The organism is Pseudomonas sp. PAMC 25886, assembly GCF_000242655.1.
Classification (GTDB): domain Bacteria; phylum Pseudomonadota; class Gammaproteobacteria; order Pseudomonadales; family Pseudomonadaceae; genus Aquipseudomonas.
This window is the reverse complement of sequence record NZ_AHHC01000020.1, coordinates 277,916-289,820: the sequence shown is the minus strand read 5'-3', so window position 1 is coordinate 289,820 and position 11,905 is coordinate 277,916. Positions and strand designations below refer to the sequence as shown.

At 60.8% G+C, this 11,905-nt stretch carries 8 protein-coding genes; 4 read left to right on the top strand and 4 right to left on the bottom strand.

What is annotated here, in order from left to right; genetic code table 11:
- Window positions 1–78: 78 nt before the first annotated feature.
- Window positions 79–1,470 carry an L-cystine transporter gene (locus tag MUM_RS0105275; RefSeq protein ID WP_010167761.1) on the bottom strand — a complete coding sequence of 464 codons (1,392 nt, stop codon included), beginning with the start codon at window positions 1,468–1,470 and terminating at the stop codon, window positions 79–81.
- A gap of 241 nt (window positions 1,471–1,711) precedes the next feature.
- Between MUM_RS0105275 and MUM_RS0105270 the strand changes: the two genes are divergently transcribed.
- From MUM_RS0105270 to MUM_RS0105255, 4 genes are all read left to right on the top strand, one after another.
- Window positions 1,712–2,770 (top strand): phosphorylcholine phosphatase, encoded by a 1,059-nt coding sequence (locus tag MUM_RS0105270; RefSeq protein ID WP_010167760.1) that lies wholly within the window; start codon window positions 1,712–1,714, stop codon window positions 2,768–2,770.
- 211 nt (window positions 2,771–2,981) lie between these two features.
- A complete protein-coding gene (locus MUM_RS0105265) occupies window positions 2,982–3,515 on the top strand; it encodes an RNA polymerase sigma factor (protein WP_010167759.1) in 534 nt (177 codons plus the stop codon).
- A complete protein-coding gene (locus MUM_RS0105260; protein ID WP_010167758.1) occupies window positions 3,512–4,459 on the top strand; it encodes a FecR family protein in 948 nt (315 codons plus the stop codon). The genes MUM_RS0105265 and MUM_RS0105260 overlap by 4 nt, the downstream gene beginning before the upstream one ends.
- Window positions 4,460–4,591: 132 nt before the next feature.
- Window positions 4,592–7,039 carry a TonB-dependent siderophore receptor gene (locus tag MUM_RS0105255; protein ID WP_010167757.1) on the top strand — a complete coding sequence of 816 codons (2,448 nt, stop codon included), beginning with the start codon at window positions 4,592–4,594 and terminating at the stop codon, window positions 7,037–7,039.
- A gap of 55 nt (window positions 7,040–7,094) precedes the next feature.
- On the opposite strand, the gene ilvD is transcribed toward MUM_RS0105255, so the two are convergent.
- The 3 genes from ilvD to MUM_RS0105240 form a co-directional block, all read right to left on the bottom strand.
- Window positions 7,095–8,936 carry a dihydroxy-acid dehydratase gene (gene ilvD, locus MUM_RS0105250; RefSeq protein WP_010167756.1) on the bottom strand — a complete coding sequence of 614 codons (1,842 nt, stop codon included), beginning with the start codon at window positions 8,934–8,936 and terminating at the stop codon, window positions 7,095–7,097.
- Between the two features lie 260 nt (window positions 8,937–9,196).
- Complete coding sequence (locus tag MUM_RS0105245; protein ID WP_010167755.1) at window positions 9,197–10,390, bottom strand: MFS transporter; 1,194 nt, start codon at window positions 10,388–10,390, stop codon at window positions 9,197–9,199.
- Between the two features lie 199 nt (window positions 10,391–10,589).
- A complete protein-coding gene (locus MUM_RS0105240; protein ID WP_010167754.1) occupies window positions 10,590–11,786 on the bottom strand; it encodes a class I SAM-dependent rRNA methyltransferase in 1,197 nt (398 codons plus the stop codon).
- Between the last annotated feature and the right edge of the window lie 119 nt (window positions 11,787–11,905).

The window sequence follows — 11,905 nt, the reverse complement described above, 5'->3', positions numbered from 1 at the left end:
CGGCTCCTACAGTTAACCGGGTTGTTTTAAAGAACACGGTCCAAATGTAGGAGCCGGCTTGCCGGCGATAGCGGTCTGTCAGGCCTGCGCCAACTCCGCATGCTCATCCGCATTCAACAGCTCTTTATCCGTCTGCTGCATGATCTGGCTGGTAATCGCCCCCGCCGTCATCGAACCGTTCACGTTCAACGCCGTACGGCCCATGTCGATCAGCGGCTCTACCGAAATCAGCAACGCCACCAGTGACACCGGCAAGCCCATCGCTGGCAGCACGATCAGCGCGGCAAACGTCGCACCGCCGCCCACACCCGCCACGCCGGCAGAACTCAAGGTCACAATCGCCACCAGCGTCGCGATCCACAGCGGATCCAGCGGGTTGATGCCCACCGTCGGCGCAACCATCACCGCCAGCATCGCCGGGTAAAGCCCTGCGCAACCGTTCTGGCCAATCGTCGCGCCAAACGAGGCGGCAAAACCGGCGATGGATTGCGGAATCCCCAAACGACGGGTCTGCGCTTCAATGCTCAGCGGGATGCTCGCGGCGCTGGAGCGGCTGGTGAAGGCAAACGTCAGCACCGGCCAGACCTTGCGGAAAAACCGCAGCGGGTTGATCCCGGCCAGGGACAGCAGCAGGCCATGCACCACAAACATCAGCCCCAGGGCCAGGTACGAGACCACTACAAAACTGCCGAGCTTGATGATGTCTTGCAGGTTGGAACTGGCGACCACCTTGGTCATCAGCGCCAATACGCCGTACGGGGTCAGCTTCATCACCAGGCGCACCAGGCGCATTACCCAGGCTTGCAGGGTGTCGATGGCGTTGAGGACCTTCTGGCCTTTTTCCACGTCATCCTTGAGCAGTTGCAGCGCGGCGACCCCGAGGAATGCAGCAAAGATCACCACACTGATAATCGATGTCGGCTTGGCCCGGGCCAGGTCGGCGAACGGGTTCTGCGGGATGAACGACAGCAGCAGTTGCGGGATATTCAGGTCGGCGACCTTGCCCGCGTAATCACTCTGGATCACTTGCAGGCGCGCCATTTCCTGAGTGCCGGCCACCAGGCCTTCGGCAGTGAGGCCGAACAGGTTGGTCAGGCCGATACCGATCAGCGCCGCGATCGCTGTGGTGAACAGCAGCGTGCCGATGGTCAGGAAGCTGATCTTGCCCAGGGACGAGGCGTTATGCAGGCGAGCCACGGCGCTGAGGATCGAGGCGAACACCAGCGGGATCACGATCATTTGCAGCAACTGCACGTAACCGTTGCCGACCAGGTCGAACCAGCCGATCGAGGCCTTGAGTACCGGGTTGCCAGCACCGTAAATCGCGTGCAGCACCACACCGAAGATCACGCCGAGTACCAACGCAAACAACACCTTCTTGGCGAGGCTCCAGTGGGTTCGGCGGGTTTGTGCCAGGCCCAGCAACAGGGCCACGAACACCAGTAAGTTGAGAATCAGGGGCAGATTCATTGAAGCTCCGTTGAGAAGACAGCCAATCGCGTGAGCCTGCGATTGCGAACCGGCAAGCCTAACAGCTTGAAATATATTGATTTAATAACGTTATCGCATGTCGACTGTCGTTTTTGGAATAAGCGAGTGACGCCCAGACGTATGGCGTTGGCGCGATCACGACGAAAGCGGTCGCGCTCGGGCGATAACTGTCACACAGATTTGTTAGCGTCGATGTCTTTCACTCAGGGAGAAAACGCACATGAAGCTAGCGCCGAAACTGTTTGCCGCCGCGCTGTGCCTGGGCCTTGCGAGCCAGGCCTTTGCCGCCACCGAGTTGAAACATTGGCCGGCGGCTGCCGCCAAGCAACTGGACACGATGATTGCCGCCAATGCCAACAAGGGCAACTTCGCGGTGTTCGACATGGACAACACCAGTTACCGCTACGACCTTGAAGAATCGTTGCTGCCGTACCTGGAAAACAAGGGCCTGATCACCCGCGACACCATGGACCCTTCCCTGAAGCTGATCCCGTTCAAAGATACCGCCGACCACAAGGAAAGCCTGTTCAGCTACTACTACCGCCTGTGCGAAGTCGACGACATGGTGTGCTACCCATGGGTCGCGCAGATTTTCTCCGGCTTCACCCTCAAGGAACTCAAGGGCTACGTCGACGAGATGATGGCGTCGGGCAAGCCGGTACCGGTCACCTACTACGAAGGTGACGTGGTCAAGAACATGGAAGTGCAGCCGCCGAAAGTCTTTACCGGCCAGGCTGAACTGTTCAACAAGCTGATGGAAAACGGCATTGAGGTCTACGTGATGACCGCCGCGTCCGAGGAACTGGTGCGCATGGTCGCGGCCGATCCGAAGTACGGCTACAACGTCAAACCCGAGAACGTCATCGGCGTGACCACCCTGCTGAAAGACCGCAAGACCGGCGAGCTGACCACCGCACGCAAACAGATTGCCGCCGGCAAGTATGACGAGAAGGCCAACCTCGGCCTGGAACTGACCCCGTACCTGTGGACCCCGGCGACCTGGATGGCCGGCAAGCACGCGGCGATCCTGACCTATATCGACGAGTGGAAAAAACCGGTGATCGTCGGTGGCGACACGCCAAGCAGTGACGGCTACATGCTGTTCCATGACGTGGACGTGGCCAAGGGCGGCATTCACCTGTGGGTCAACCGCAAGGACAAATACATGACCCAGCTTAACGGCATGATGGCCAAGCACGCTGCGGCCCAGGCCAAGGAAGGGTTGCCGGTGACCGCGGATAAAAACTGGGTGATCGTCAAGCCGGACGAAATTCAGTAATACCGAGGCGTGGCCATCGCAGGCAAGCCAGCTCCCACATCGACCGAGTTCGCTCAGGCAACTCGGTCGATGTGGGAGCCGGGCTTGCCCGCGATGAGGCCATCAGCAGCACAGCAAAACCCCAGCAAAAATAGATATCAATTGCGAACCAATCTCATCCTCTGCTAGCGTGCGCACTTCCTGAACATCCCGTTCTTCTCAAGGTAGTGCTGTGCTCTCCTGGAATTCTCAGATCGCGCGCCTGTTTGCGGAGCAGAAGAAGGCCCTCGAAGCCTTTGTCACCCGCCGCACCGGCAGCGCCCAGGTGGCCGCCGACCTGACCCAGGAATCGTTCCTGCGCCTGGCCCGGCTGGACTCCGGCGAGAAGATCGACAACCTCCCGGCGTTCCTCTTCACCATCGCCAGCAACCTGGTGCGCGACCATCAGCGCCAGGCCATCCGCCGTGAGCGCCTGGATGCCGGCGAGCCCAGTGAAGAACTGCCCTGCAGCAGCCCAGGTGCCGACGAGCAATTGGCCGCCTATCAACAGGAGCAACTGATGCAGGATGCGATCCTGGCGCTGCCCGAAGCGACTCGGCAGATCTTCCTGCTCTATCATGTCGACGAACTTTCCTACCGCGAGATTGGCGAACGTCTGTCGATCACCCCGCGCAGTGTGGAATACCAATTGCGTCGGGCCTTGATCGAATGCCGTGCCTTTATCAAGGCGCGACTGGCCTGTGATGAACAAGGACGCCGGTCATGATCGCCGCACCCACTGCCGACGAGTTGTTTGCCGAAGCGTCCGGCTGGTATTTCCGGCTCCAGGCCGACGACGTTACGGCGGCCGAAATCGAGGCCTTTTCCGCGTGGCTGGGGCAGGGCGCCGCCCAGGATGATGCGTGGCAGGAAGTCCAGGCGATGCTGGGCGGCCTGCGCGAACCGGCGCGGCTGATTCGCCGGGCCGAGCAAGCCGCCTGGCGCAAGCCGGTACGGCGTTGGGCATATGCTGCCGCGATGCTTTTGGCGGTCGGCCTGACGTTGCAAAACACGCCATGGCTGGATCGCCTGCGGGCCGACTATTCCACCGGTACTGGTGAATCGCGCACGGTCGAACTGGCGGACGGCTCGCAACTGCAGCTCAACACGGACAGCGCTGTGCAGGTCCGCATGAGTGCCGGTGAGCGTCAGATTCGTCTGCTGCGAGGCGAAGGTTTTTTCAGCGTGACCAAGGATCCCTCACGGCCCTTCGTGGTGCAGTCCGGCGATGGCTGGGTGAAGGTGGTGGGTACGCAATTCAGTGTTGCCCGCCGTGAGGCGCAGACTCAGGTGCTGGTCGCCCAAGGCAAGGTTCAGGTCAGTTCCGGCGTGGGTGAGCCGGTGTACCTGGAGCCAGGTCGTGCGGTGGAATATCAGGATCAACGCCTGACCGTAGTCCACCCATTCGACCCCGCCAGCGGTTTTGCCTGGCGCCAGCGGCAACTGGTGTTTCGCCAGCAGCCACTGTCTGACGTGGTTGCCGAATTGAATCGCTACTGGCCCGGCAAGACGCTGGTGCTCGGCGACGCGTTGCGTGATCGCGTGGTGTCCGGCGTATTCGAGATCGACAAGCCGGACGCCGTCATCAAGGCGCTGGAATACACCCTTAACCTGAGCGCCGAGCATTACACCCCGTATTTATTGGTGTTGCGCGAAGGCAAAGCGTCCTAGCTGAATCTTTTTCAAAAAACTTTCAGGGTTTCTCCCCAAGCCGTCGTCCTTGATCACTGAGGCGTAAATAATAAGCACTCTCAAATAGTGCGGCGCCCGTTCACTGACTTTTTGCACCGGGGAGCACCACCCATGGCACACCGATTTGCCGCACGGCCCTTGCTGACGCTGGCCATTTCCTTGGCTTGCGGCACTGCGCCGTTGTACCTGCAGGCCGCCGAGACCACGCAGGCCCAGACCTACCGCTTCGATATCCAGGAGCAAAGCCTGGACGGCGCGTTGGCGGCGTTTTCGGCGGTGACGCGGCTTCAGGTGTTGGTGCCCAGCGAGTTGACGCAGGGGCTGCTGTCGCCCGGGGTGAGTGGCAATCTGGGGCAACGGGATGCCCTGGCGAGGTTGCTTGCGGGGACGGGGTTGAGTGCGGCCTTTATCAACGCAGATACCGTGACCCTGGAAAAGCGTGTGTCATCAGGCACAGCCCTTGAGGTGGGTGCCACCACCATCAGCGCCGAGCACCTTGGCGCTACAACCGAAGGCACCGGCTCCTACACCACCGGCGCGGTGACCCTCGGCAAGGGCGAACAGAAACTCAAGGACATCCCGCAATCGGTCAGTGTCATGACCCGCAAGCAGATGGATGACCAGAACACCACCAAGCTCTCCGAAGTGGTCAAGCGCACCCCGGGCCTGACAGCGACCAAATCTCCCGGCCCCGGCATGTTCATCTTCTCCCGAGGCTTCGAGGTGGGCACCCTGCAATACGACGGTGTGGGCATCCCGCGTAACACCTACGCGCTGGGCAGCTACCTCACTGAAAACATGGCGATCTACGACCGGGTAGAGACCCTGCGCGGCCCGGCTGCCTTGCTACAGGGCGCCAACAGCCCCGGCGGCACCATGAACCTGGTGCGCAAGCGCGGGCAGGCGGCGCCGACGGTTACCATCACCGCCAAGGCAGGCTCCTGGGATCACTACGGCACCCAGGTTGACGCCGGTGGCCCGCTGAATGCCGAGGGCACCTTGCGCGGCCGGTTTGTGGCGGATTACGACACCACTAATTCCTTCGTCGACTACGCGGGCAGCTGGAACCAGACGGTCTATGCCGCCGTCGACTATGACTTCACCCCTGACACCACCGTCGGCGTGGGCATCAGCAACCAGAAAGGCCACGCCCGCCCGAATTTCATGTCGCTGCCACGCTATGCCAATGGCAGCGATATCGGCTTGCCACGCTCGACGTTTGTGGGGGCCAGCTGGAACCGCAACGTCAATAACCAGACCCAGGTGTTTGCCGATATCGAGCATCGCTTCAACGATGACTGGAAAGTGAAGGCCGCCCTCGTGGCCATGGATGAACACAACGACGCGACCTACCAGGCGACGTGGGACACCATCCCCAACCCCGGTGACAGCGGCACCGTGCGTTACGTGGACTGGGTCACTGACTTCAACACCAAGAGTCGCGGTGTGGACGTGTATGTCGACGGCAAGTTCGAAGGCCTGGGTTTGCGCCAGGAGATGGTACTGGGCGCCAACTATTCCAAACTCACCACGGATGATTTCTGGGCGCGCGCGGCAACCCCGGGTGCGGACATCTTCAACATCGACCACAACCGGCCGCAGCGCGACAGGAACCAGTTGTTCCAGGCCGGGAACGCGACAAAGAGCTGGTATGACATTCGCCAGAAGGGGATCTATGGCACCTGGCGCCTCCAAGTAGTGGACCCGCTGACGTTGATCCTCGGTGCGCGCACCAGTTGGTATGACTATTCCTACAAGGACGAGAGCGGTGCCAAAGGTGTGTACGGTGACCCGACCAGCAGCACCACGCAAAGCAATGGCCACGTCACGCCCTACGCCGGCCTGGTTTATGCGCTCAACGACCAATGGTCGGCCTATGCCAGCTATACCGACGCCTTTGAGCCCCAAACCAACCTGACCACTTCATTGACTGTGCTCAAGCCCATTGAGGGCCAGAACTACGAACTGGGCCTGAAGGGCGAACTGGCTGACGGCCGGCTCAATACGTCGTTCGCTATCTTCCGCTATGACCAGGAAAATCGTGCGGCTCAAGACCTGCAAGGCGGCAAAGCCTGTGGCGGCTGGTACTGCTCGCTCGCGTCCGGCAAGGTCCGCAGCCAGGGCTTTGAAGCGACCTTGAGCGGTGAAGTGTTGCCTGGCCTGCAACTGGTCTCCAGCTACACCTACAACACCACCAAATTCCTCAAGGACGACACCTACGAAGGCAAGATCTTCAGCACCTGGACCCCTAAACACCTGCTCAAGGTGTGGGGCGATTACCAGTTGCCGGGCGATTGGGAGAAAGTCAGCGTCGGCGCCGGCGTCACCGCGCAAAGCAGCACCGTCGCCTATGACCGCACGTTCAGTGTGCCGGGCAACGCGCTGTGGGATTCGCGGGTGGCCTACAAGATCAACCAGGAGTTCACCGTGGCGGCGAACCTGAACAATATGTTCGACAAGAAGTACTACATCCCTGCGTACAACGCGAACTGGGGCAGCAACTACTATGGCGATCCGCGCAACGTGATGTTCACCATGACCTACACGCCGCAATTCTGATTCGAGCAGGCAAAAAAATGCCCCGCACCTGGCGGGGCATTTTTATGGGCGAGGCTTACAGGCCGTCCAGCATCGCCTTGTTACGCACAGCACCCTTGTCGGCGCTGGTGGCCAGCAGGGCGTAAGCCTTCAGCGCGGTGGTGACTTTGCGCGGACGCTTTTCCACCGGCTTCCAGCCTTTCTTGTCCTGCTCAACCCGGCGGGCCGCCAGTTCTTCATCGCTGATCAACAGGTTGATCGAACGGTTCGGAATGTCGATCAGCACTTTGTCGCCATCCTGCACCAGGCCGATGGCACCGCCCGCAGCGGCTTCCGGCGAAGCGTGGCCGATGGACAGGCCCGAAGTACCGCCCGAGAAACGGCCGTCGGTGAGCAAGGCGCAGGCTTTGCCCAGGCCTTTGGATTTCAGGTACGACGTCGGGTAGAGCATCTCTTGCATGCCCGGGCCGCCTTTCGGGCCTTCGTAGCGGATGATGACGATGTCGCCTTCTTTCACTTCGTCCGCGAGGATGCCGCGTACCGAGCTGTCCTGGCTTTCGTAGATCTTGGCGCGGCCTTCGAACACGTGGATCGACTCGTCCACGCCGGCGGTTTTCACCACGCAGCCATCGAGGGCGATGTTGCCGTACAGCACGGCCAGGCCGCCCTCTTGGGAGTAGGCGTGCTCGACGCTGCGGATACAGCCGTTTTCACGGTCGTCGTCGAGGGTGTCCCAACGGGTCGACTGGCTGAACGCGGTCTGCGTCGGGATGCCGGCCGGGCCCGCCTTGAAGAAGGTATGCACGGCTTCGTCGTCAGTCTGGGTGATGTCCCACTTGGCGATGCCTTCGGCGATGGATTTGCTGTGCACGGTCGGCAGGTCGGTGTGCAACAGGCCGCCACGGGCCAGGGAACCCAGGATCGAGAAGATCCCGCCGGCGCGGTGCACGTCTTCCATGTGGTACTTCTGGATGTTCGGCGCGACTTTGCACAGTTGCGGCACGTGACGGGACAGACGGTCGATGTCCCGCAGGTCGAAGTCGATCTCGGCTTCCTGTGCGGCGGCCAGCAAGTGCAGGATGGTGTTGGTGGAACCGCCCATGGCGATGTCCAGGGTCATGGCGTTCTCGAACGCCTTGAAGTTGGCGATGTTGCGCGGCAGCACCGACTCATCGTTCTCGGTGTAGTAACGCTTGCACAGCTCGACGATGGTACGGCCGGCCTGCAGGAACAGTTGCTCGCGGTCGCTGTGGGTGGCCAGTGTCGAGCCGTTGCCCGGCAAGGCCAGGCCCAGGGCTTCCACCAGGCAGTTCATCGAGTTGGCGGTGAACATGCCGGAGCACGAACCGCAGGTCGGGCAGGCGCTGCGCTCGTATTCCGCGACCTTCTCGTCAGAAGCGCTGGAATCGGCGGCGATGACCATGGCGTCGACCAAGTCGAGGCCGTGGGAGGCGAGCTTGGTCTTGCCGGCTTCCATCGGGCCACCGGAGACGAAGATCACCGGGATGTTCAGGCGCAGGGCGGCCATCAGCATGCCGGGGGTGATCTTGTCGCAGTTGGAAATGCACACAATGGCGTCGGCGCAGTGGGCGTTGACCATGTATTCCACGGAGTCGGCGATGATCTCGCGGCTCGGCAGGGAATACAGCATGCCGTCATGGCCCATGGCGATGCCGTCGTCCACGGCGATGGTGTTGAATTCCTTGGCTACACCGCCGGCGCGTTCGATCTCGCGGGCGACCAGTTGGCCCAGATCCTTGAGGTGGACGTGGCCGGGTACGAACTGGGTGAACGAGTTGGCAATCGCGATGATCGGCTTCTTGAAGTCGTCATCTTTCATCCCCGTGGCGCGCCACAGAGCGCGGGCGCCGGCCATGTTGCGGCCGTGGGTGGATGTTTTCGAGCGGTAATCGGGCATGGAACACTCCGGGCGGCTAATCAGGTGCTAAAGGGGAAGTGAGCTTCTATTGACGTCTGGAACACTCAGAAAATGGCCGTGTGTCCGGAAGTTGCCTCAAACGCTGCGGGATCGCCGTGCGCATTGGCCTTGAGCTCATAAACCCGCCGGGGGATGACTGGCGATGAATAGGTCCGATTCTACACCGCTGGCGGCCGGAGGGAATGGCCGCGAGCGTGTAGATAGCGCTTACGAGACGTGTGGGTGTGCAAGTTTCACGGTCAGCGACCGACTCGGGCGTTCGTCACCACACCCCAGACGCTGAACACGATGAAGCTGATGGCGATGGTCATCAGCAGGTTGCTTCCCGCTTGGGCGAGCGCGGCGCTGCTGATGGCGGCGGTGATGAACATGATGCTGTTGCCGGCCGAGGCTGCGGTGCCGGCGCTGCTGGAGAACAGCAACATCGCCGCAGAAATCGCGGCGGGGCGGACCAGAGTCACGGCCAGGGCGCTGATCAGCATCGGGATGAGCAGGCTGATGGTGGTCATGGCCTCATAGCGGATGATCAGCGCCAGCAGCACGCCGGCGACGCCGAGCAGGACCAGGCCAATGTTGATTTGCCGCGTGAGGGAGATATGTTTTTGCAAGGCGCTCGCCGCAACGCCACCCAGCAGATAGGCGATGCCGTACACCATCAGTACCGCCGCGTACTGGTATTCGGACAGCTTCAACTCATCCATGAATATCAGCGGCGTCACGCTGATCAAGGCGAAGTAACAGGCGAATACCAACGCGGCGATCCACCAATAGCGGATGAAGTCCCGATTCCCGGCGATGGATTTCAGCGTGGCGATGATCGAGACGGGCGCTCTTTCAGGGCTGGCTGCCTTGGACGGCAATATCAGCCAGGCGTGGATAAACATGCCCAGCGCCATTACCGCAAACCCGTAGAAGCTGCCCTGCCAATCGAATGTGGTTTGCAGCCACGAACCCAAGAGCGGCGACAGCGCAACAAACGATCCGCTCAAGGTCATGTAATAGATACGGATGCGGGCGCGGTCCTGTTCTTCGAACAGGTCTTCCACCAGCGCATGGCCGAGTACAAAAAAGCCACAACCAATGGCTTGGACGGCGCGAAACAGCAGGAAGCTCGGGTAGCTGGTTGCGAGTGCGCAGCCGATCGAGCCGAGGGTGGAAACAACGATGCATCCCAGCAGGACTTCCTTGCGTCCGAATTTGTCGGAAAGCGGGCCGGCGATCAGTTGGGAAATCGCAAATACCAGAGTGAACAAACTGATGGATAAGGCGACCTCGGCGGTTGAAGTGTCGAACTTCACGGCCAGGGCAGGAAAGGAGGGCAGCAGGATATTGATCGGGAAAAAGCTGATCAGGGAGATGCAGGTGATGAGGACGAAGCGCGAGAATTGTTGGCGTTTTACATCGCCGTTGGGCTGGGCGTAGGACTCAGACATTGTTGTTGTTTTCCGGAGTTAAACCAGAAACCGATACTAGTCTGCGAAAAATGGAATTCAATCAAAACCGTTGCGGGAAGCTATATGGACTTGTGTGGGAGCCGGGCTTGCCCGCGATGCAAGCACCTCGGTATGTCAGATACCCCGCGGTGATGCTATCGCAGGCAAGCCAGCTCCCACATTTGGTCCGCGATGTTACTTAGCTATTCGGCAACAACCGGCAAGTAATGCTCTTGATATACCGGGTCTCGGCAATCGCCGGGTGCACCGGGTGATCCGGGCCCTGGCCTCCGCGTTCCAGCATCTGGATATTGCGGTCCAGGTGACGGGCGCTGGTCAGCAGGATGTTTTGCAGGTCATCTTCCGGCAAGTGCATGGAGCACGAAGCGCTGACCAGGATGCCGTCCTTGCTGAGCAGGCGCATGGCTTGCTCGTTCAGGCGGCGGTAGGCGCCTTCGCCGTTCTTCATGTCTTTCTTGCGCTTGATGAAGGCCGGTGGGTCGGCCACGATCACGTCGAAGCGCTCTTCGCTGGCTTTCAGCTCTTTGAGGGCTTCGAACACGTCGCCTTCGATGCAGGTCATCTTCTCGGCAACACCGTTCAGTGCCGCGTTGCGCTCAACACCGTCGAGGGCGAAGGCGGAGGCGTCGACGCAGAACACTTCACTGGCGCCGAAGGCCGCGGCTTGCACGCCCCAGCCGCCGATGTAGCTGTACAGGTCGAGTACGCGCTTGCCTTTGGCATACGGGGCCAGGCGGGCGCGGTTCATGCGGTGGTCGTAGAACCAGCCGGTTTTCTGGCCCTGGATGACCGGGGCTTCGAACTTCACGCCGTTTTCTTCGAGGGCAACCCACTCCGGCACCAGGCCGAATACGGTTTCGACGTAGCGGTTGAGGCCTTCGGCATCACGGGCGGCAGAGTCGTTCTTGAACAGGATGCCGCTTGGCTTGAGCACTTGGGTCAGTGCGGCGATCACGTCTTCTTTATGGGCTTCCATGGTCGCCGAAGCGATCTGCACCACCAGAATGTCGCCGAAACGGTCGACTACCAGGCCCGGCAACAGGTCGGAATCGCCGTACACCAGACGGTAGAACGGCTTGTCGAACAGACGGTCACGCAGGGACAGGGCCACGTTGATACGGTGCACCAGCAGCGATTTGTCCAGCGCCAGCTTAATGTCGCGCGACAGCAGGCGGGCGCAGATCAGGTTGTTCGGGCTCATGGCCACGATGCCGAGGGTCTTGCCGCCGGCGGCTTCCAGGATCGCCTGGTCGCCTGCCTGGAAGCCGTGAAGAGGTGTGGCGGCCACGTCGATTTCGTTGCTGTAGACCCACAGGTGGCCGTTGCGCAAACGACGATCGGCGTTGGCTTTGAGACGCAGGCTTGGCAGGGACATGACGTCGCTCCGGAAAAAAGAGCGGGAGTATACCGTGTTGCGTAGGAAATGACCGCGCCGCCGGATGTGCGGGGGAGGTGTCGGCCAATGCTTTATAAAGGTTAGAATCGCCGCCTAGT

Excerpts from the sequence above, each read along its gene's own strand:
- MUM_RS0105275 (WP_010167761.1), bottom strand. The coding sequence starts at position 1,470 with ATGAATCTGCCCCTGATTCTCAACTTACTGGTGTTCGTGGCCCTGTTG.
- MUM_RS0105270 (WP_010167760.1), top strand. The coding sequence starts at position 1,712 with ATGAAGCTAGCGCCGAAACTGTTTGCCGCCGCGCTGTGCCTGGGCCTT.
- MUM_RS0105260 (WP_010167758.1), top strand. The coding sequence starts at position 3,512 with ATGATCGCCGCACCCACTGCCGACGAGTTGTTTGCCGAAGCGTCCGGC.
- MUM_RS0105255 (WP_010167757.1), top strand. The coding sequence starts at position 4,592 with ATGGCACACCGATTTGCCGCACGGCCCTTGCTGACGCTGGCCATTTCC.
- ilvD (WP_010167756.1), bottom strand. The coding sequence starts at position 8,936 with ATGCCCGATTACCGCTCGAAAACATCCACCCACGGCCGCAACATGGCC.
- MUM_RS0105245 (WP_010167755.1), bottom strand. The coding sequence starts at position 10,390 with ATGTCTGAGTCCTACGCCCAGCCCAACGGCGATGTAAAACGCCAACAA.
- MUM_RS0105240 (WP_010167754.1), bottom strand. The coding sequence starts at position 11,786 with ATGTCCCTGCCAAGCCTGCGTCTCAAAGCCAACGCCGATCGTCGTTTG.